At 69.0% G+C, this 19,556-nt stretch carries 15 protein-coding genes and 2 pseudogenes; 8 read left to right on the forward strand and 9 right to left on the reverse strand.

What is annotated here, in order from left to right:
• Positions 1 to 156: 156 nt before the first annotated feature.
• The 3 genes and pseudogenes from MKK58_RS26480 to MKK58_RS26490 all read right to left on the reverse strand — a co-directional run bounded on the left by MKK58_RS26480 (position 157) and on the right by MKK58_RS26490 (position 5,480).
• Positions 157 to 2,523 (reverse strand): hemolysin, encoded by a 2,367-nt coding sequence (locus MKK58_RS26480; protein WP_243915950.1) that lies wholly within the window; start codon positions 2,521 to 2,523, stop codon positions 157 to 159.
• Positions 2,524 to 2,832: 309 nt separating this feature from the next.
• Positions 2,833 to 3,321 (reverse strand): annotated as a pseudogene (locus tag MKK58_RS26485) (HlyD family type I secretion periplasmic adaptor subunit); the annotation flags it as partial.
• Positions 3,291 to 5,480, reverse strand: a complete 2,190-nt coding sequence (locus MKK58_RS26490; RefSeq protein ID WP_243915951.1) for a S9 family peptidase — start codon at positions 5,478 to 5,480, stop codon at positions 3,291 to 3,293. The gene MKK58_RS26490 and the pseudogene MKK58_RS26485, both read right to left, overlap by 31 nt.
• Before the next feature lie 589 nt (positions 5,481 to 6,069).
• Between MKK58_RS26490 and MKK58_RS26495 the strand changes: the two genes are divergently transcribed.
• The gene (locus tag MKK58_RS26495) at positions 6,070 to 6,504 is read left to right on the forward strand and encodes a MucR family transcriptional regulator (protein WP_243915952.1); all 435 of its coding nucleotides are present in this window, start codon (positions 6,070 to 6,072) and stop codon (positions 6,502 to 6,504) included.
• Between the two features lie 159 nt (positions 6,505 to 6,663).
• Positions 6,664 to 7,530, forward strand: a complete 867-nt coding sequence (locus MKK58_RS26500; protein WP_243915953.1) for a DUF6456 domain-containing protein — start codon at positions 6,664 to 6,666, stop codon at positions 7,528 to 7,530.
• Positions 7,531 to 7,744: 214 nt separating this feature from the next.
• Here the strand turns inward: MKK58_RS26500 and MKK58_RS26505 are convergent, their stop codons facing one another.
• From MKK58_RS26505 to MKK58_RS26515, 3 genes are all read right to left on the reverse strand, one after another.
• The gene (locus MKK58_RS26505; protein WP_243915954.1) at positions 7,745 to 8,167 is read right to left on the reverse strand and encodes a SufE family protein; all 423 of its coding nucleotides are present in this window, start codon (positions 8,165 to 8,167) and stop codon (positions 7,745 to 7,747) included.
• Between the two features lie 70 nt (positions 8,168 to 8,237).
• Positions 8,238 to 9,281: a sensor histidine kinase gene (locus tag MKK58_RS26510; RefSeq protein ID WP_243915956.1), complete on the reverse strand. Its 1,044-nt coding sequence runs from the start codon at positions 9,279 to 9,281 to the stop codon at positions 8,238 to 8,240.
• Between the two features lie 133 nt (positions 9,282 to 9,414).
• Positions 9,415 to 10,419 carry a 2-hydroxyacid dehydrogenase gene (locus MKK58_RS26515; protein WP_243915958.1) on the reverse strand — a complete coding sequence of 335 codons (1,005 nt, stop codon included), beginning with the start codon at positions 10,417 to 10,419 and terminating at the stop codon, positions 9,415 to 9,417.
• Positions 10,420 to 10,716: 297 nt separating this feature from the next.
• On the opposite strand from MKK58_RS26515, the gene MKK58_RS26520 reads away from it, so the two are divergent.
• Complete coding sequence (locus MKK58_RS26520) at positions 10,717 to 11,304, forward strand: SH3 domain-containing protein (protein ID WP_243915960.1); 588 nt, start codon at positions 10,717 to 10,719, stop codon at positions 11,302 to 11,304.
• 32 nt (positions 11,305 to 11,336) lie between these two features.
• On the opposite strand, the gene MKK58_RS26525 is transcribed toward MKK58_RS26520, so the two are convergent.
• The gene (locus tag MKK58_RS26525) at positions 11,337 to 11,768 is read right to left on the reverse strand and encodes a cupin domain-containing protein (protein WP_243915961.1); all 432 of its coding nucleotides are present in this window, start codon (positions 11,766 to 11,768) and stop codon (positions 11,337 to 11,339) included.
• 340 nt (positions 11,769 to 12,108) lie between these two features.
• Between MKK58_RS26525 and MKK58_RS26530 the strand changes: the two genes are divergently transcribed.
• On the forward strand, positions 12,109 to 14,439 hold the full coding sequence (locus MKK58_RS26530) for a TonB-dependent siderophore receptor (protein ID WP_409565324.1): 2,331 nt from the start codon (positions 12,109 to 12,111) through the stop codon (positions 14,437 to 14,439).
• A gap of 37 nt (positions 14,440 to 14,476) precedes the next feature.
• The gene (locus MKK58_RS26535; protein ID WP_243915962.1) at positions 14,477 to 16,084 is read left to right on the forward strand and encodes a PepSY-associated TM helix domain-containing protein; all 1,608 of its coding nucleotides are present in this window, start codon (positions 14,477 to 14,479) and stop codon (positions 16,082 to 16,084) included.
• A 30-nt stretch (positions 16,085 to 16,114) separates the two neighbouring features.
• Here the strand turns inward: MKK58_RS26535 and MKK58_RS26540 are convergent, their stop codons facing one another.
• Both MKK58_RS26540 and MKK58_RS26545 read right to left on the reverse strand, forming a co-directional pair.
• Positions 16,115 to 16,267, reverse strand: a complete 153-nt coding sequence (locus tag MKK58_RS26540) for a hypothetical protein (protein ID WP_243915963.1) — start codon at positions 16,265 to 16,267, stop codon at positions 16,115 to 16,117.
• Between the two features lie 137 nt (positions 16,268 to 16,404).
• Positions 16,405 to 17,079: a Crp/Fnr family transcriptional regulator gene (locus MKK58_RS26545; protein ID WP_243915964.1), complete on the reverse strand. Its 675-nt coding sequence runs from the start codon at positions 17,077 to 17,079 to the stop codon at positions 16,405 to 16,407.
• A 214-nt stretch (positions 17,080 to 17,293) separates the two neighbouring features.
• Here MKK58_RS26545 and MKK58_RS26550 point away from each other — a divergent pair, with 214 nt between their 5' ends.
• From MKK58_RS26550 to MKK58_RS26560, 3 genes and pseudogenes are all read left to right on the forward strand, one after another.
• Complete coding sequence (locus tag MKK58_RS26550; RefSeq protein ID WP_243915965.1) at positions 17,294 to 18,094, forward strand: pentapeptide repeat-containing protein; 801 nt, start codon at positions 17,294 to 17,296, stop codon at positions 18,092 to 18,094.
• Between the two features lie 44 nt (positions 18,095 to 18,138).
• The gene (locus MKK58_RS26555) at positions 18,139 to 18,528 is read left to right on the forward strand and encodes a thioredoxin family protein (RefSeq protein ID WP_243915966.1); all 390 of its coding nucleotides are present in this window, start codon (positions 18,139 to 18,141) and stop codon (positions 18,526 to 18,528) included.
• 6 nt (positions 18,529 to 18,534) lie between these two features.
• Positions 18,535 to 19,253, forward strand: a pseudogene (locus tag MKK58_RS26560) (cytochrome c biogenesis CcdA family protein).
• The last annotated feature ends 303 nt before the right edge of the window (positions 19,254 to 19,556 follow it).

Raw genomic sequence — 19,556 nt, forward strand, 5'->3', positions numbered from 1 at the left:
GTCGGAATGCATTCTGGTGATGCGGGAGGCGCGTGCCCCGGCCTCGTATCAAGTCTCACTGACCCCGACCCACGGTCCGGGGTCAGTGAGGTTCGGCGGACGGTCGCCGCCGCGCGGGCGGACCTCGATGGGGTCGGACCCATCGAGGTCCGGTAATCAAAGGAAGATCAGGTCGTTGACCTGACCCTTCAGGGCGGCGTCGGTCCACCAGTTCGACTGGCCGACGAGATCGCTGGTGCGCAGGACGTCGAGGGGAACCGCGCCGGGGCCCTCGGCCACCAGGGTGTTGTTCTTCATCAGGCGCATGTAGCCGGCATCGTCCACGCTCGCCTGCCAGGTCGCCATCTCGCCCTCCACGATCGTGTCCCGGGCGGTGATCCGGTGGGGGGTCCCGCCGGTGACGATCTCGAACACCATGTCGTCGCCGGTCCAGTCCTGGCCGAGCCAGATGTTGTCCTTCCAGGCCCCGTTGCCGGTGTCGAAGACGCGCTGGAAGGCGCCGCTGTCGAGGTCGTCGAAGCGGGCCTGCGCGATGACCTTGAAGGCCCCGTCGATCTCCGGAATGCCCAGGTGGGGTGTGACCACGAGGTCGCTCACCTTGCCCACCAGCGGCGCGTCGTTGGACCAGTTCGACTTGCCGATGAACTCGTTGGGGCGGTCGACGTCCTTTGGCACGACGCCCTGACCTTCCGCCATGAGCTCGCCGTCCTTGAACAGGCGCATCCAGCCCGCCTCGTTGACGCTGGTCGTCCAGGTCGCCTCCTTGCCCTCCACGATCGCGTTCTTGGCGGTCACGGTCCCCCACTTGCTGTCGTTCAGGATGGCGAACATCATGTCGCCCGACGTCCCGACCTGCCCGAGGAAGACGTTGTTGGCGCCGACGGGGTCGCCGAAATCGTAGACGCGCTGCCAAGCGCCGGCGTCGAGGTCGTCGAAACGGGCCTTCACGCTGGCGGTGAGCGCCCCGTCGATGTCGGCGGCCACGTCGGTCTTGAAGGTCAGGTCGTGGACGGCGCCGGCGAGCTTCGTGTCCCAGGACCAGTTGGACTGGCCCACGAATTCGTTCGCGCGGGCGACGTCCCGGGGCACGGCGCCCTGGCCCTGGGCGAGGAGCACGTTGTCCTTGTACAGGCTCATGCGGCCGTTCGGATCCACGGCGGCGGTCCAGCGCGCCTCCACGCCCTGGACGATGGCGTCCTTGGCCACGATCCGGAACGGGGTCGAGCCGGAAAAGATCTCGAAGGCCATGTCGCGGCCGTTGCCGACCTGACCGAGCCAGACGTTGTCGCTCCAGGCCCCGTTGCCGGTGTCGAAGACGCGCTGGTAGTTGCCGCCGGCGAGGTCGTCGAACCGCACCAGGGCGCTCGCCACGAACGCGCCGTCGATCTCGGGGACGTCGTTGACGTACGGATCGTCGGAGGCCGCGACCAGCGGCATCTCGAAGGTCTTGTTCGACCCGGCCGCGATGGGCCCGAAGCGCCCCTGGAGGTGGGCGAACAGGCCCTTCACGTCGAGTTCGACCTCGCCGATCTTCAGGGTCTCGATGCCCGTGAGGGTCTCGACGGTGTTCGTGGCGATGTGCTTGATGGAGAACGCGCCGGCGGTGCTGGCGGCGTCGTAGACGACGGCGTAATCGGTGCTCTTGCCGGAGAAGTTCACGCGGTCGACGCCCTCGCCGCCGTCGAACGTATCGCGGCCGGAGCCGCCGTCGAGGACGTCGTTGCCGGCGCCGCCGATCAGCGTGTCGTTCCCGTCTCCGCCGAGCAGGGTGTCGTTGCCGGCGCTGCCGTCGATCCGGTCGTCGCCCCAGCCGCCGTCGACCCAGTCGTCCCCGCCGAAGGCGAAGAACGTGTCGTTAACACTGCCGAGCCCGATGGTATCGGCCCGCTCGGAGGCGATCGGCATGCCGAGATCCTGGAAGACGGCGAGGTCGAGTGGCGAGATCCATTCCCGGATTCCCGTGCCGAGATTGGGGTCCATGATGTTTTCGCCGCCCCAGATGTGCGATCGCCCGCCGTCGATACCGATCGCGCGACCGGCGACCGCCCTGACGTTGGGGCCATCGAAGATCGGGTTGCCCCACTGGTCGTTCTGCCAGGAAATGCCGACGAACCCGAGGGCATGGCCGATTTCGTGCGTGAAGAGCGAGAAAGCATCCGTTTGATTGCCGGGAACGGCATGCTCGGCCTTCGGGTCGTAGAAATACTTGTCGAAGTTCTCGATGCCGAGCGTCACCCCGCCATCCGCGGTGTCGCCGTTGATGTCGCGGCCATCACGGGCCTTGGTCATGGCGGGCTTTTCCCACCAGCTGCCGTTGTGATGATAGATCGGACCGCCATTGGCGAGAAAGCCCGGCCCTCCGACGTTGCCGATTCCGACATCGATCACGATGTCCTGGTCACCCTGGAAGTGCTTGGCCCAGTTGTTCGCGGCCGCCTGGGCGGTGGCGAGGATCAGATCGGCCTTGTCGCCCGCGACACCGCGCGCCCAGTCGTTTGCCCACCTCGTCGTGATCGTCGTCATCTATCGGCCCTCCTGCTTCAAGCAACCGCAAGTGGCGCCGGACAGGCATACTGATCGCATGTGCTAAAAATATTTCAGCGATCGATAAAATTTAGGTATTATTTGATAAATATACTGTATATACGCAATATATACTCGTAAATAAGACACCTGTAATTCTTGATGATGCCTTAGAATGACGACCACGCCCTTGAAGCACTTGGGTACAGTCTTTCTGATTTTCGCAAGGCAGTCGGGTCCGGCGTTCCTCTGCGTTGAACATCGAAATCTTGTCACCTGTCCTGACAAGGACGCGAGGCCTGGTGTTCTTCATCGTTCGCGCCAAGCCTCGGCAATCTGGTCCGTCAGCAGCTTCGTCGGGTAGCTCAGGACCGAGCGGTCGCCGAGACCCGGCTCACCACCCCGTCGATCTCCGGCGTCGTACGCTGGTTGAAAGGGGCGAATCGCAAGACCGCAGGTTGGTCGAGGTGGGCGTCGTCGATGTCCTGGGGCTGGATCTTCACCTCGACGGCGCGTTGGTCGGCCTCCGACACGATGCGCATCGCCGGCTGGGCGGGCGTTACCAGGCCGCCGATGGTGTGGACCGTCATCTGGCGCACGCTGCCGTCCTGGGACCAACGCATGTCGACGCGCTTCTCCCAGTCCTCCGAGCACTTGCCCCGGATCTCGGCCAGGTCCCCGCCGGTCTCGGTGCGCATGTCGCCGTCGATCTGCATGCAGGATCTGGAGTTCGGTCTCGGCGATCCTGCCCCGGGTCCCGTGACCGCTCAGGCCTTGCCTACCGCCAGCAGCGCGAAGGCCTGGATCAGGCCGACCTCCTCGAGCCGATCGAATCGGCCGGCGGCGCCGCCGTGGCCGGCCTCCATGTTGATTCGCATCAGGATCGGACCGCCCCCCGTCAGGGTGGCGCGCAGGCGGGCCACCCACTTGGCCGGCTCCCAATAGGTCACGCGCGGGTCGGTGAGGCCGCCGAGCGCCAGGATCGCCGGATAAGCCTGGGGGCGCACGTTGTCGTAGGGCGAGTAGGACAGGATGGTCTCGAAGGCCTCGAGGCTCTCCCGCGGGTTGCCCCATTCGGGCCATTCCGGGGGAGTGAGCGGCAGGCTGCCGTCGAGCATGGTGTTCATCACGTCGACGAAGGGCACGTCGGCCACGATGGCGGCGAACAGCTCCGGCGCGAGGTTGGCGACCGCGCCCATCAACATGCCGCCGGCCGAGCCGCCATGGGCCACGATGCGGCCTTGCGCGGTGTAGTTCGCCGCGATCAGGGCCCGGCCGCAGGCGATGAAGTCCGTGAAGGTGTTGGGCTTCTTCTCGCGCTTGCCGTCGAGGTACCAGCGCCAGCCCTTCTCGGTCCCGCCGCGCACGTGGGCGATGGCGTAGACGAAGCCGCGATCGACGAGCGACAGCAGGTTGGTGCGGAAGGCCGCCGGCATCAGCGTGCCGTAGGATCCGTAGCCGTAGAGGAGTAGCGGCGCCGTCCCGTCGAGGGGGGTGTCGCGCCGGTGCAGCAGCGAGATCGGCACGCTCTCGCCATCGGGCGCGGTGGCGAACAGGCGGCGGGTGACGTAGTCGGCCGGTTCGTGCCCGCTCGGCACGGTCTGGCGCTTGCGCAGCTGCCGGGCACGGGTGGCGCAATCGTAGTCGTAGGTCTCGGCCGGCGTGGTCATGGACGAGTAGGTGAAGCGGATCACCGCCGTCTCGAACTCGTGGCCCGGCTGAAGGCCGAGGGAATAGGCCTCCTCCGCGAAGGCGACGACGTGCTCGCTGCCCTGCTTGTCGCGCACCACGATGCGGGGGCGCGCCTCCTCGATCTCGAGGCGCACCATGTGGTCGGCGATGACGTGCTGGTGGCGGATCATCACGCCCGGCCGATGCGGGACGACGTCGGTCCAGTTCTGGCGGCCCGGCGCCGCGATCCGCGCGGTGACGATCTTGAAGTCCTCGGCGCCGTCCGCGTTGGTGAGGATGAAGAGGTGGCTCGCCCAGTTCTCCACTGAATAGATCAGCAGGGGCTGGCGCGGCTGCACCACGGTCAGGGTCGCGTCGGGCGCCCGGCGGTCGAGGAGGTGGACCTCCGAGGTCTCGTGGTCGCTGGCGGTGACAACGAGGTAGTCGCCCGACTGCGTCTCCCCGATATGCACGAAGAAGCCGGAATCGGCCTCCTCGTACACGAGGGTGTCGGCCGCCTGCGGGGTGCCGAGGACGTGGCGCATCACGCGGGCGGGGCGGTGGTTCTCGTCGACGGCGACGTAGTAGAACGCGCGGCTGTCGGCGCTCCAGACGGCCTCGCCGGCGGTGGCCTCGATCCGGTCCACCGCCTCCGTGCCGGTGTCCAGATCCTTGCCGCTGTCCAGATCCTTGCCGGTCTCGAGGTCGCGCACCCGGATGGTGTGGAGTTCCGATCCCTTGGTGTCGGCGCTCCAGGCGAGCAGCCGGTGGTCGTCGGAATGCACCGCCGTCGCGATCTCGAAGAAGGCGAGACCCGCCCCCTCGTGGTCGCCGTCCACCAGGATGACCTCGCCCGCCTCCGGCCCGCCGTCCGCGGCGGTCTCGGCGCCCTGGCCGGGGATGACCACGATCGCGCGCGGGCGCCGGCAGACCAGCGGGTGCTGCCCGCCCTCGCGGTGGCGGGTGTAGTAGGCGAAGGGGCCGTCGGGCTCGGGAACGCTGCTGTCGTCCTCCCGGATGCGGGCCCGCATCTCGGCCACCAACGCCTTGCGCAGGGGTTCGGTGCCCGCGAGCGCCGTCTCCGAATAGGCGTTCTCCGCCTCGAGATAGGCCCGGATGTCCGCCGGCAGGGCGGCGGGGTCCTTGAGCACGTCCCGCCAGTTCTCGGCCTTCAGCCAGGCGTAGTCGTCGCGCAGCACATGGCCGTGGACCGTGTCGGTGTGGGGGCGCACCTCCGCGACCGGGGCGGCCGCCGAAACGGTGATCGAAGTCGAGGAGGACGTCATCGCGAAAGATCCTGGAAACATTGCGGGAGGACGATGTCGAATCGGGTCTTGATCTGCGTCGATGCCGGTTCGCGCAGGTTTCGTGCGATCGAATGCTGGCCGGCGGAGCGTCTCATCCGAGCCATGTCCCTGGAATTTCAGCCGTCTCCCGTCGGGGGTGATCCCACGCCCGCCCGTGCCGACGAAAATCTCGTCCGCGCCATGTGCCCGCTGCCCCGCCCGCAGGCAAGCGCGACGGGCGGGGCAGCGTCACGACGGCATGTCCGGACTGCGGCAATCTGCCGGAGTCTCGAGGCGCTGCCGATCCCTCCCCGCAAGACCAGGATGAACGGGCAAGCGGCGGCGTTAGAAATATTGTTCGCTCTAGTTGTTCAAGATTACCGGGAATGCTGGGAACCGTCTTGCGACATCATCGCGAATATCCTACCTAGATAATGTGGCGGGCGAAGTCGCTGCGTACCGTACTGCGTTGCGAGTGACGGGGGAAAGCAGGGGGTTCGATCCCTGCGCCAGGCACCGGCCGATGTGGAAACGCTCGGCGTGCTCGAACCCCTGTCCGCGCGTCGCTTTAAGGAGAGTCCTTCCAGTTATGATCGACATCGAACAATCCGCCGATTACGTGGAACTCACGGTCGACATCGTGTCGGCCTACGTGAGTAACAATCCGGTCCCACCCGGCGAACTCGCCCAGCTGATCACGCGCATCCATACCGCTCTGACGCAGGTCGCGAGCGGCCAGGTCGAGACCAAGGCGTCCAACGCGCCCCTGCAGCCGGCGATTCCCGTCAAGAAGTCCATCACGGCGGATCACATCGTCTGTCTCGAGGACGGCCGCACCTTCAAGTCGCTCAAGCGCCACCTGCGGGCGAAGTACGACATGAGCCCCGAGCAGTACCGGGCCAAGTGGGGCCTGCCGCCCGACTATCCGATGGTCGCCCCGAACTACGCCAAGGCCCGCTCCGACCTCGCCAAGGCCATCGGCCTCGGCCAGACCCGCAACGGCAATTACGACGAAGCGGCCTGAACGGCCACTCCGTCTCCGCACCGGTTTCGGGTGGCGTCCTCTGGGCCCGCCCGGAACCGTCTGGACGGCAAACCGCGTCAAGCCTTGATCTAGGATATTTTTCCCTTACCATCGGCGAACGGCACCCCGATGCCGCTGTCATGTGTAATGGAACAAATCATGAACATTGCCCGGTCTCCCGCCGCCCCGGTCCCCGCCCCCCGCCGGCCTCGGGCCGTATCCGGCGCCGCCCCCCTCGGCCGGGACGCCGCGCGCCTCCTCGCTGCCCTCGCCGGCGAGGGCGCCTACGCGATCACCGACCCGGCCGAACCGGCGGGCTGGATCCTGCGCGAGGGCGGACGCGGTGTCTCCCTCGGCGGCGGCCGCTTCGCGCCGTCGGCGGGGCGGGAACTCCTGGCCAGCGACCTCGCGGAGCAGGCGAGCGGGCGCCGGGCCCGCCTGACGATCAGCCCGGCGGGGCGCGCCCGCCTGCGCCGCGAGCGGGCCGGGGCGCACAGCCCCTACCTCGCCCAGCATCTCGACCTCGTCGGCGAGGCGCCGAAGCCGGACCGGCCGCAGCGCGACGCCTCCGAGAGCCCGCTCGCCTGGATGGCCCGGCGGCGCGACCGCGACGGCGCCCCGCTCATCGACGCGGTCTGCTTCGAGGCGGGCGAGCGCCTGCGCCGCGACCTCACGGTGGCCTCGCTGATGCCCCGGATGGGCCAGGACTGGAGCGGCGTCTCGGTGGACGGCTCGGGCCCGCGCGACCCCGCGGCGGGTTCGGACGCGATGCTGGCCGCGCGCCAGCGCGTGCGGGCGGCTCTCGGCGCCGTCGGCAACGACCTCTCGGGCCTGCTGATCGACCTCTGCGGCTTCCTGAAGGGGCTGGAACGGATCGAGGCGGAGCGGCGCTGGCCGGCCCGCTCGGCCAAGGTGGTCGCCCGCATCGCCCTGGCGCGGCTGGCCGAGCATTACGGCCTGGAGCGGGAGGCCGTCGGTCCCGAGCGCGGCCGCCTGCGCCTGTGGCGGGCGACGGACGGCGCGTGAGGGAGACAAGCTCCGGGGCCGCCAAGCGGCCCGTCATACGTTTTCCGGGTAATGGCTCCGGTCAGCCTGCGCGCAACGCGCTCCCTCTGCTGAAAGGAGAGGGTTGGGGTGAGGTGTGGTCCATTTCCGGAGAGGTCACACACCTCACCCTGTCCCTCTCCTTTCAGCAGAGGGGACCCGCGCCAGAACCCGAACGATTCAGTCGGAAATTGTATCAGGCCGCCAGGCGGGCGGCGTCCCGGTGGATGCGCTCGGCCATGGAGCGCACGCCGTTGGAGCGCTTGGAGGTGAGGTGGGCGCCGAGGCCGATCTCCTTGAAGACCTTGAAGACGTCGACCCGGCCGATCTCCTCGGGCGTCTTCCCGTCGTGCAGGGCCATCACCAGGGCGATCAGGCCCTTGGTGATCACGGAATCGCTGGTGCCCCGCAGGTGGAGGCGGGGTGGCGCCTCCGCCGGGTCGAGGCGCGATTCCACCCAGACCTGGCTCTCGCAGCCGTGGACCCGGTTCTCCTCGGTGAGCAGGTCCTCGGGAAAGGGCGGCAGGGCCCGGCCGAGCTCGATCAGGTACTCGTAGCGGTCGGGCCCCTCGTCGAGGATGCTGAAATTGTCGATGATCGTCGCGATGGGTGGGAGCATGATCGGCCGGCGGACTCGGTGCGCGTCTGGGGTTCCCCGCATATAGGATATGCGGGGCGCGTTGCGATCCTCAGGCGGGCGGCGGCACCAGAACCTCGGGCAGCTGCAGCTCCAGGGGCTGGTCCATCGTGCCGATGCCGCGTACGGCGATCTCGGCCTGGGAGGCGTAGGCCGCGATGAGGCGGGGCCCGAGATTGGGCACCTCCAGCTTGCCGGGTGCCGCCCCCTCTCCGGCTCCGGAGACGATGGTGAGCCGCACGGGCCCGCCCGCCCGCGCGTCGATCCGGATGTCGATGGCGCAGGCCACGGTCTCGGCCGTGGTGTCGAGGCATTCCGACACCACCTCGGCCACGATCATGCCGAGGGCGTTGGCGGTGCGCGGCTCGACGAGGCTGGTGCCGCTGCCGCCGACCGTGACGCCGATGCGGCCGGCCCGGCGCAGCTGCCCGAGGCCCGAGGCGAGGCGGTGCAGGTAGTCCCGCAGGTCGATGGAGGCGATGTGGGGCGCCTCGTGCAGGTGCTGCTGCACCAGGGCGATGGCGCGCACGCGCTGCCCGAGCGCCTCGAAGCTGCCCCGGCAGGGGGTCGGCGCCGCGCGTCCGTAGAGCCCGATCAGGCTGACCATGACCTGGAGGTTGTTGCGGACGCGGTGGTAGACCTCCGCCAGCAGCGCCTCCTTCTCCACCAGGGCGCGCTCGGAATGCTCCTCGGCGTGCTTGCGGTCGGTGATGTCGAAGCAGGTCCCGAGGAAGCCGACGAAGTCGCCGTTCTCCCGCAGCGGCTTGGCGGTGTCGAGGAGCCAGCGATAGGCGCCGTCGTGCCGGCGCAGGCGGAACTCGGACGTGAAGGGCTCCTGGGCCGCGAAGGCCTCGGCCACGATGGCGGCGTGCCGCTCGAGATCGTCCGGGTGCAGGCCGCGGCGCCAGCCGTGGCCGCTCTCCTCCTCGGGGGAGCGGCCCGTGAAGGCGAGCCAGGTCTCGTTGTGGTGGACGGCGGCGCCCTGCGTGTCGGCGCGCCACATCATCAGGGGAACGAAATCGGCGAACCGCCGAAACTCCCCGCACCCCATCCCACTCACCGATGCCGCATCGGTCGACGGTGTGTCCGCGGCCATGATACTCCGATCCACCCGTTCCAAGCGTCAGCCCCGCCCCAGGGCTCGCGCCGGACAACGTGCCGGGGGTGGCGCCGTTCCGATCCTACGTTGTGAAGCCGGTGCATACCCTCCGTGCGGCGGGCGGGACGCCTCAGAGCATGGTGGGGAGGATGCGGTCGGGCGGCCGGTGCCCATCCATGAAGGTCTTGATGTTGATGATGACCTTCTCGCCCATGTCGACGCGGCTCTCGTGAGTGGCCGAGCCCATGTGCGGCAGGAGCACGACCTTGCCGGCGCGCGCCAGCTTGACCAGGCGCGGGCTCACCGCCGGCTCCTGCTCGAACACGTCGAGGCCGGCGCCGGAGATGTCCCCCGCCTCCAGCAGGCGGGCGAGCGCGGTCTCGTCGATGACCTCGCCGCGGGCGGTGTTCACCACCACGGCCTCGGGCTTGAGGAGCTTGAGGCGGCGGGCCGAGAGCAGGTGGTAGGTGGCCGGCGTGTGCGGGCAGTTCACCGACACGATGTCGACGCGGGCCAGCATCTGGTCGAGGGATTCCCAGTAGGTCGCGTCGAGGTCGCGCTCGATCTGGGCCGGCACCCGGCGGCGGTTGTGGTAGTGGATCGAGAGGCCGAAGGCCTTGGCGCGGCGGGCCAGGGCCTGCCCGATGCGGCCCATGCCGACGATGCCGAGGCGCTTGCCGGTGATGCGGCGGCCGAGCATCCAGGTCGGCGACCAGCCCGTGGTCCAGGCGTCCTCCGGGATGATCCGGGCGCCCTCGGTGACGCGGCGGGCCACCGCCAGGATCAGCGCCATGGTCATGTCGGCGGTGTCCTCCGTGAGGACGCCGGGGGTGTTGGTGACGGTGATGCCGCGCTCCAGGGCCGCGGCCACGTCGATGTGATCGACGCCGTTGCCGAAATTGGCGATCAGCCGCAGGTTCGGGCCGGCCTGTGCGAGCAGGCCCGAATCGATCTCGTCGGTCACGGTCGGCACCAGCACGTCCGCCTCGCGCACGGCCGCCATCAGGGCTTCCGACGACATCGGGGCGTCGTCGGCGTTGAGGCGGATCTCGAAGAGTTCGCGCATGCGCGCCTCGACGACCTCGGGCAGACGCCGCGTGACGACCACGAGCGGCTTGCGCTTCAACGACGACATGCACCCTCCCCGCGAGCTCTCGCCGCGACCGCGATCCGCCGCGCCCGAATCCGGACCGGCCGGTTCCGGCTCGATGCCCGGGGCGCGGACGACACCGCAAGCTTACCGCGCGTTAACCACGCGCCCGTCAAGACAATCGGAACGACCGGGCCGGCAGCCGGATGGCTGGCGCGACCCTCAAGGTCTTCGCGACCTCACGTGGCCTCTCTACCAGAGAGGCCGCGGAACACAATGGATGCCGGGGTCCGCCGCCGCGCTTCGGGCGCGGCCCCCGGCCAGCGTCAAGGATACCGGACGATGCGCGCACGTGCCCTGCTCCTGACCGCCGCCTTCCTGAGCGCGGGTTCGGCCTTCCTCGGTGCAGGCTCCGCCCTCGCCGCCCCTGCGCCGAGCGCCGGGCCCGACGTCGCCCTGGGCCCGGTGACGAAGCTGCCGCTGCCGCGCTACGCCAGCCTGAAGACCGACCGGGTGAACCTGCGCGAGGGCCCCTCCAAGGACCACCGCACCCTGTGGGTGTTCCAGCGGGCGGGACTCCCCATCGAGATCGTGGCCGAGTTCGAGACCTGGCGCCGCATCCGCGACTCGGAGGGCACCGAGGGCTGGGTGCTGCACTCTCTCCTGTCGGGGCGCCGCACCGCCGTCGTCACCGCCCCCCGGGCGACCGACAAGGGCGCGGACAAGGTCGCCGTGCCGCTCTACGCCAAGGCGGACGAGGCGGCGGGCGAGGAGGCGCGCCTCCAGGCCGGCGTCATCGGCAGCATCAAGGCCTGTACGGGCGCCTGGTGCCGGGTCGTCGTCGCCCTGCCGCAGAAGCGCGGCGACGTCGACGGCTACATCCGCCAGAACCGCCTCTGGGGCGTCTACCCGGACGAGAAGGTCGAGTAGCGCGGCGCCCGCCGGCCTCGGGACTGGCGCATTCAGGACTGGCGCATGCGGGACTGGCGCATGAACGTGTCGGGCGTGCCCGTGCCCTCGCGGACGAAGCGGATGTCGCGGGGCTCGCGCCGGGGCGTGTCGACGGAGAGGAAGACCATCGGCTCCTCGAGGATCTCCGGCACGGAGTGGACCACGCCCCGCTTGAAGAACACGAGCTTGCCCGGGCCGACCTCCACGGGCGCCTCGTCGCCGAACTTCATCCGGCAGCGGCCCGACAGGACGTAGAGATACTCGTCGCACGAGGCGTGGCTGTGCGGCGGCGTCGGGCTGTAGACCCGGAACACCCGGGCGCTCGCCGCCGGGTCGTCGGTGAAGCGGTGATCCGCCACCATGGTGTCCGAGGTCTCGGGCAGGCGCGCGGCGTGCTCCGCGACGTCGAACACGCCGTGCGCCGTCAGGCTGTCATCGCTCATCCCTTCGTCCTCGCTCCTCTCCGGGCCGACCCGCAGCTTAGCGCAGATCCGCGCCGGCCGCCTCCAGGGCGCAACCCTGTCCCACCCCCCGCGCCAGCGCGGCATTTCGGTGACAGGCCCGTCCTTTTCCCGTCGGCAGCGGATTACGTGACGCGCGGACACGTGTCGAGGCGCAGACCGGACAACGCAGTTCTACGTTGGAATAAGTAAAAAACATACGTCTTGCATGTGTATAATGAATCCTGCCAAGACCTTAATCGGCTCAGGGAAGTCGATCACCTCACGATCCCGCGAAGCCTCTGGTGCGTTCCCACGAATGGTCTTGGCTGTGTCCTGCTTTATGTTGCCCACTTCCTCCCGCCGCGTCGGCGACATCGTGCAGCGCGGTCTGATGCTGACGCTTTTGTCCGGCGTTGCCTGGACCGGCGGCCCCTCGAGCCCCGCCCGAGCCCAGGAGGCCAGCCAGACGGTGACCCTCGACACCCTCTCGGTGGAGGGCACTGGCAACGGCCGCAACGCGGCCGGCAGCCAGCCCGGCGGCGCGGTCGGCCCGGTGCGCGGCTACGTGGCCACCGAGAGCCGGGTGGCCACCAAGACCGACACGCCGATCCTCGAGACCGCCCAGTCGATCTCGGTGATCGGCCGCCAGCAGATCGAGGACCAGAACGCCCTCACCATCAACCAGGCCCTGCGCTACTCGCCGAGCGTGACCACCGAGCAGCGCGGCGGGTCCGGCGCCACCCGCCTGGAGCAGTTCTACATCCGGGGCTTCGTCGCCCCCCTCTTCCTCGACGGCCTCGCCCTGCCCGGCAGCCGCGACGCCTCGCCCAGCGTCGACCCCTACCGCCTGGAGCGCGTCGACATCATCAAGGGCCCGGCCTCGGTGCTCTACGGGCAGTCAGGCCCCGGCGGCATCGTCAACCTCGTCTCCAAGATGCCGCGCTTCGTCCAGCACGGGGAGATTTTCGTGCAGGGCGGCGGCTTCAACGAGGTGCGCGGCGGATTCGACGTGGGCGGCCCCCTGCCCGCCGAGGCGGGGCCCCTCGCGGATCAGTTCGCCTACCGGGTCATCGGCCTCGGCTGGAAGGGCGACGGCCCGGCGGTGACCACCCAGGTCGAGCGCGTCCTCATCAATCCGAGCGTCACCTGGCGCCCGTCGGCCGACACCTCGCTCACCATCATCGGCAATTACGAGCGCGATCCGTTCTCGGGCTTCTACGGGGGCTTTCCCGCCGTCGGCACGGTGTTCCCCCGCAACTTCGGCAACGGCTTCACCGGCCGCCTGCCAGTGGACTTCTACGACGGCGACCGCAACTTCGAGCGTTCGGACCGGACGCAGGCCTCGATCAGCTACATCTTCGACCACACCTTCAACGATGCCCTGCATTTTCACTCGGCGGCGCGCTACCTGCGCACCGAGGGCGACTACCGCAGCGTCTACGGCGCCTTCAACGACACGACGGGCCCCTTCGCCAGCGGCCCGCTCATCGACCGCTCGCGCATCGCCACCCGGGTCGGCCTCGACGCCTACACCATCGACAACAACCTGACGGCCAAGTTCGACACCGGCATCTTCGCGCATACCGCGCTCGTCGGCGTCGATTACCGGAGCTTCGAGACCCGCACCCTGTCCTCGGCCTTCCCGGCGGCTCCCAGCCTGAACGTGCTGGCGCCCAACTACACCATGACCATTCCGACGCCGCCCTTCACCACGGATTCGCGGATCACGTCGGAGCAGACCGGCATCTACTTCCAGGATCAGGTGAAGTTCGACCGCCTCGTCCTGACCCTCGGCGGGCGCTACGACTGGGCCAGCAATTCGGGCCCGACCCGCAACCTCACCACGAACGTCGTGACGAACCAGGACGTGCCGTCGGAAGCCTTCACCGGCCGGGCGAGCCTGCTCTACCTCTTCGACAACGGATTCGCGCCCTACGTCTCCTACAGCGAGGCCTTCGAGCCGATCACCTCGGGGCGGATCTTCGACCCGAATTTCGGCACGGTCGGCCGCATCCCCGATCCGATCGCCAGCGACCAGTTCGAGGCCGGCATCAAGTACCAGCCGCCCGGCACCGACATCCTGCTGACCGCCGCCGCCTTCGACATCCGCCGCTCGAACGCGACCAACCCCGATCCGGCGAACCCGGGCAGCATCTTCGTGGTGCAGACCGGCGCGGTCGGCGTGCAGGGCCTGGAATTCGAGGCGCGGGCCAATCTCGCCGAGGGCCTGAACGTCATCGGCGGCGTCTCCTTCATCGACGCGCGCGTCGTCGGCGACATCACCAAGACGCTCAATCAGCTCACCAACCAGCAGGTGCCGCTGCTGGGGCGCACGCCGGTGCAGATCCCCGACACGACGGTCTCGCTGTTCGCCGATTACCGCTTCACCAGCGGGCCCCTGCTGGGCCTCGGCATCGGCGGCGGCGTGCGCTACCTCGGCACCTCCTGGGGGGACCCGGCCAACACCTTCAAGGTTCCGGAGAGCGTCCTCGTGGACGCGGTGCTGTCCTACGACCTGAAGAACCTCGACGCGACGCTCAACGGCTTCACGATGCAGGTCAACGCGCAGAACCTCCTCGACGAGCGCTACGTGACGGGCTGCTTCAGCTACTCGAATTGCTATTACGGCCTGCCCCGCACCGTCTACGCCACCCTGCGCTACCGCTGGTAAGCGCCTTCGCGACCACCACAAATCCCCCGGAGGACGCATGGGGACGACCTTCCGCCAGGCCATGGCCTGGCTCCACACCTGGTCCGGCCTCGTCGTCGGCTGGGTCCTGCTCGCGGTCTTCGTCACCGGCACGGCGAGCTACTACCGGGCCGACATCTCGCGCTGGATGCGGCCCGAGATCGGCCGGAACGCGCCGCTCTCGCCCGACGCCATGGCGCGGGCGGCCACGTTCGGCGTCGCGCATCTCCAGCAGCATGCGGGCGGGGCGCGGAGCTGGTTCATCGGCCTGCCGCAGCCGGACAGCCCGGTGGTCGACCTGTTCTGGCGGACGAAGCCCGGCACCCCGCCCGGACAGGCCCGCCTCGACCCGGACACGGGCGCGCCGGCCGCGATCCGCGAGACGAAGGGCGGCGATTTCCTCTACCGCTTCCACTTCGAGCTCCACATGCCCCCGCTCTGGGGCCGCTGGATCGTCGGCATCTGCGCCATGATCATGCTGGTGGCGCTGGTCTCCGGCATCGTCACGCACCGGCGCATCGTCTCGGACTTCTTCACGCTGCGGCGGGACAAGGCGCCCCAGCGCGGCTGGCTCGACGCCCACAACGTCACCGGCGTGCTGGCGCTCCCCTTCCACCTCATGATCACCTACACGGGCATCGTCACCTTGAGCGTGATGTACATGCCCTGGGGCATCACCACGGCCTACAAGGGCGAGGCCCCGACGTTCTTCGCCGAGAGCGGCCAGATCCCGGCGCCGCGCGCCGCCGCCGGGCAGCCCGGCACGCTGGCGCCCATCGGCCCGATGGTGCGCGCGGCCATGGCGACGGTCTCCGAGCCCCTCGAGCGCCTCGCGATCGTCAACCCGCGGGACGCGAACGCCGTGGTGACGGCGGTGTTCGAGGAGCCGCACGGGCTCTCGCACGAGCACCCGCAGATCGCCTTCGACGGGGTGACGGGGACGGTGCGCGAGGTCCGGCAGGGCGGCCTCAAGCCGGCCACGCGCACCTTCACCACCATGGTCGGCCTGCACGAGGCGCACTTCGCCGGGCCGGCCGTGCGGGCGCTGTTCTTCCTGTGCGGCCTGATGGGCTCGGCCATGGTGGCGACCGGCCTCGTGCTCTGGTCGGTGGCGCGCCTGCCGAAACCCGGCGCGCGGACGCATCTCGGCCTGCGCCTCGTCCAGGCCCTCAACATCGGCAGCGTGGCGGGTCTGCCGGCGGGAATCGCGGCCTACTTCCTCGCCAACCGGCTGCTGCCGCCGGACCTGCCGGGGCGGGCGGACGGGGAAATCGCGGCCTTCTTCGCCGCCTGGGGGCTCGTGACCGTGGCGGCCCTCGCCGGCCCGCAGCGCCGGGCCTGGCGGCTGGCGCTCGCAGCCACCGCCGGCCTCTACGGCGCGGTGGTCGCCGCCGACCTCGCCCTCGTGGATCACAACTGGGCCGGGCTCCTCGCCGGCGAGGCGCGCTTTGCCGTGTTCGACGCGACCCTCCTGGCCCTCGCGGGCCTGTTCGGCATCGCGGCCCGCAAGGTCGCCCGCTACGCCGGCCCCCGGCGAGCGAGCCGGGCCGCCCCGGCCACGGCCCGGACGGCGCCGGCCCCGGCGGCGCGCGCGCCGCGCGGGACGGGGGCGCTCGGCGAGGCCTGACGTCGGCGTCCCGGCGGCCATGCGGGAGGCTCAGGCCTTCCGCGCCGTCACTGGACAACCGAGGCCATCGTCCCGCGAGCCGCATCCGAGGGCCAGGGCCGCGTGGGCGACGCGGCGGGCCGCCAACGCGTACCAGAGCGGGCGGCGGATCTCGGTCGCGGGCCCTTGGACGTGGAGGCGCACCGGGCGGTCTCGCGGATTTGGTCTTCGACCGGTTGAGGGGACGAACTCTGACGGATGGAACTCGCGTCCTGGGTCCGCTGTCGACCCGATTTGGTCATTCCGTTTGTTCCATCGGTCACTCTGAACCGGACGTAGGATCAGTTCAGCCCTCTCGCTGCCAAGCTCGCCCGGTCGATCACCTGCACCTGGCCTCTGCGGATCTCGACAAGCCCGATGTCCGCCCATTCTCCAAGAAGGCGGCTGATGACCTCACGCACACTGCCAACGTCCGATGCGAGTTGCTGGTGCGTCTTCCAGACGATGCCATCGGCGTCGGCCTCGATCAGCAGCCGCCTGGCTAGGCGCTGCTCCAGGGGGGCGAAGGCGATCTCCTCGACCAAGTCGAACATGCCGGACAGTAGCCTCGTGTAGTCGTCGAGGACGAAGTCTCGGAACGTCTCGCTCTCCCGCATCAACTGGCGAAAGGTATCCGCCGGCAACGCAGCGAGTTTGGTCCTGGCTTCCGCGATACTTTGCGCCGGGAAGCCCCCGCCCGAGAGCAGGCATTGGGTGGTGAGCACGCAGGTGCCGCCGGCACTGACCTTGTAGATCAGCATCTCCCGCCCGCCATCGGACATCCGGAACACCCGGGTCCGCCCGTCGATGCACATCAGGTAGTTCGGGCAGGCGTCCTGAAGCTCGTAGGCAATCGCGCCAGCCTCAAGCACGGGGAAGTGTACCGTGCCGCGGGCGATCTGGAGATGGCTGGCGCTGAAGCTCCGGACCAGCGGAAAGCGCTCGATCCAGCGCTCGACCTGATGGGCGCTCTGCATGGTTCGTCCTCCCGGAGGCCAGCGGTCGTTGGATGCCGCCATACCCCGTTTAAGCAATGGATCTTCGCATTCCGAACCCATCGGTGACCTGGGTCACAGACGGTGGGAGCAGACCCCAGTACCACCGTCGTCAGAGAACAAAAATCCGCCCAAACGGCGTCTTGAGGAAGCACGGGCTTTCCATGGACGCGGGCGAGATGATCCGGGAGAAACCATGCGCCGTCTCGCCCCCCTTCTGCTCGCCTCCGTCCTTCTGGCCGCCCCAGCCCATGCCGAGCAGGACCTACTCCTGGGCGCCGACATGGGCTCGGCCGCGATGACCAAGGCCGAGATGACGCGGGCCGACGTCGAAGCGCTGATCGCTAAGGCGGACGGCAAGCCCATCGACCTGTCCGACAAGGCGCTCGCCGGCCTCGACCTGTCGGGCCTGAACCTGAAGGGCGCGAACCTGCGCACCGCGCGGCTGAACAAGGCCAACCTGCGCGGCGCCGACCTGAGCGGGGCGAACCTGGAGCAGGCCTGGTTCATCAAGGCCGACCTCTCGGGCGCCAAGCTCGTGGGCGCCAAGATGTTCGGCATCACCGCCCGCGACGCCAACCTCAGCGGGGCCGACCTCAGCCGGTCGATGCCCATCGGCGACTTCAAGGGCGCGAACATGGCCGGGGCGACGCTAGTCGACCTGAAGGGCGGCGCAGACATCAAGAACCAGTCCATGGGTCTGATGCGGGCCGTGTTCGTCTCGGTGAACCTGAAAAACGCCAACCTGAAGGGGGCGAACCTCGGTCGCTCGCGACTGGAATACGCCGACCTCACCGACGCCGACCTGACCGACGTGATCCTGATGGGCTCCGACCTGTCGGGGGCCAACCTCACCGGCGCGACCGTTGCCGGAGCCGACTTCAAGAACGTTGACGTCACCGCCACCCGGCTCATCGACCTCAAGGGCCAGGACAGCGCCAAGGACTGGTCCGCCCGCGTGAACGTCGACAGGGCGATCACGCAGGTCTCGAACTGAGCCTCGACTTCCACCCCCAGCCATCCATGACGGGAACTACATCCATGACCACCCGCCGCATCCTGTTCGCCGCCTTCGCCGTCGCCCCCATGCTGTTCGGCACCGTCGCCGGCGCCGCCGAGATGACATACACGCCCGCCGCATTCGAGGCCGCCCAGAAGGCCGGCAAGCCGATCCTGGTGCACATCACCGCCCCGTGGTGCACCACTTGCGCCGCCCAGAAGCCGATCATGGCGAAGCTCGAAGCCGACCCGAAGTTCAAGGACCTCCAGGTGTTCGACGTCGACTTCGACAGCCGCAAGGACGTGGTCAAGAAGTTCGGCGCCACGATGCAGAGCACGCTCATCACCTTCAAGGGCGAGAAGGAAACCGGGCGCTCGGCCGGCGAAACCAAGCCCGAGGCGATCTCGTCGCTCCTCGACAAGGCCATCTGAGCCGTCATGGTCACGAGCCTGGGCCTCGCCTTCCTCGCCGGCATCCTCTCGGTGCTGTCCCCCTGCGTGCTGCCGTTGCTGCCGCTGGTGCTCGGCGCGGCGGCCTCGGATCACAGGCTCGGCCCGGCAGCACTTGCCGCCGGCTTGGCGCTGTCCTTCGTGATCATCGGCCTGTTCGTCGCGACCGTCGGCTTCGCCATCGGGCTCGACGCCGGCATGTTCCGGACCGGGGCGGCCATCATGCTGATCCTTGTCGGGCTGTTCCTGATGGTCCCGGCGGCCCGACGCGGCTGGCGGTCGCCGCCGGCCCGATGAGCAACTGGACAGAAAACCGGTTCGGCGGCTTCTCGACCACCGGCCTGCTCGGCCAGTTCGGCATCGGCCTACTCCTCGGCGCGGTCTGGAGCCCCTGCGTCGGTCCGACCCTTGGGGCTGCATCCCTGCTCGCCTCGCAAGGACGCGACCTCGGGGTCGTCGCCCTGACCATGCTGCTGTTCGGTGTAGGTGCCGCCCTACCGCTATTGCTGCTCGGCACCGTATCACGCGAGGTGCTGATGCGCTGGCGGGACCGGATAATGGGTCTGGGCAAGAGGCTGAAGGCGGCGCTTGGATTGATCCTGGTCGTCACCGGCGTGACCATCGTGCTCGGTTACGAGAAGGTGCTGGAGATAGGTCTAGTAAACGCTTCGCCGGCTTGGCTGACGGACCTGACGACGAGGATCTGAGCCCTTAAGCCATATCTGTCGAACGAATGTCTGCAACTGTGGTGCACTGACCGGAAGCGGACTAGCAGGAACCCACTCTGTCGGGTCGTAGGGCGGACTGGCGGCTCGCGACCGGACCTTGCCGTTTAAGCTACCCTACGCCATCCGCCGAAAGCGGTCGTTCGTCGCTCCGTGATGTCGGCAGCAGCGCCACGTCTGCGGGCCTTCGCCTGCAAGCAGGAGATGGGCTGCCTCCGGTGCAGCCGTGAGCCCTGATGCGAATGGCCTCGATGGCGTCTGGTCGAAGTCGCCCACTCGTCCAAG

Origin of the sequence: Methylobacterium sp. J-078, from assembly GCF_022829285.1 — a bacterium.
Taxonomy (GTDB): domain Bacteria; phylum Pseudomonadota; class Alphaproteobacteria; order Rhizobiales; family Beijerinckiaceae; genus Methylobacterium.

Bases quoted from the DNA above. Each gene is read 5' to 3' on its own strand.
- MKK58_RS26480 (WP_243915950.1), bottom strand. From the start codon at position 2,523: ATGACGACGATCACGACGAGGTGGGCAAACGACTGGGCGCGCGGTGTC.
- MKK58_RS26535 (WP_243915962.1), top strand. From the start codon at position 14,477: ATGGGGACGACCTTCCGCCAGGCCATGGCCTGGCTCCACACCTGGTCC.
- MKK58_RS26525 (WP_243915961.1), bottom strand. From the start codon at position 11,768: ATGAGCGATGACAGCCTGACGGCGCACGGCGTGTTCGACGTCGCGGAG.
- MKK58_RS26550 (WP_243915965.1), top strand. From the start codon at position 17,294: ATGCGCCGTCTCGCCCCCCTTCTGCTCGCCTCCGTCCTTCTGGCCGCC.
- MKK58_RS26510 (WP_243915956.1), bottom strand. From the start codon at position 9,281: ATGGCCGCGGACACACCGTCGACCGATGCGGCATCGGTGAGTGGGATG.
- MKK58_RS26490 (WP_243915951.1), bottom strand. From the start codon at position 5,480: ATGACGTCCTCCTCGACTTCGATCACCGTTTCGGCGGCCGCCCCGGTC.
- MKK58_RS26495 (WP_243915952.1), top strand. From the start codon at position 6,070: ATGATCGACATCGAACAATCCGCCGATTACGTGGAACTCACGGTCGAC.
- MKK58_RS26555 (WP_243915966.1), top strand. From the start codon at position 18,139: ATGACCACCCGCCGCATCCTGTTCGCCGCCTTCGCCGTCGCCCCCATG.
- MKK58_RS26505 (WP_243915954.1), bottom strand. From the start codon at position 8,167: ATGCTCCCACCCATCGCGACGATCATCGACAATTTCAGCATCCTCGAC.
- MKK58_RS26515 (WP_243915958.1), bottom strand. From the start codon at position 10,419: ATGTCGTCGTTGAAGCGCAAGCCGCTCGTGGTCGTCACGCGGCGTCTG.
- MKK58_RS26500 (WP_243915953.1), top strand. From the start codon at position 6,664: ATGAACATTGCCCGGTCTCCCGCCGCCCCGGTCCCCGCCCCCCGCCGG.
- MKK58_RS26545 (WP_243915964.1), bottom strand. From the start codon at position 17,079: ATGCAGAGCGCCCATCAGGTCGAGCGCTGGATCGAGCGCTTTCCGCTG.
- MKK58_RS26530 (WP_409565324.1), top strand. From the start codon at position 12,109: ATGTTGCCCACTTCCTCCCGCCGCGTCGGCGACATCGTGCAGCGCGGT.
- MKK58_RS26520 (WP_243915960.1), top strand. From the start codon at position 10,717: ATGCGCGCACGTGCCCTGCTCCTGACCGCCGCCTTCCTGAGCGCGGGT.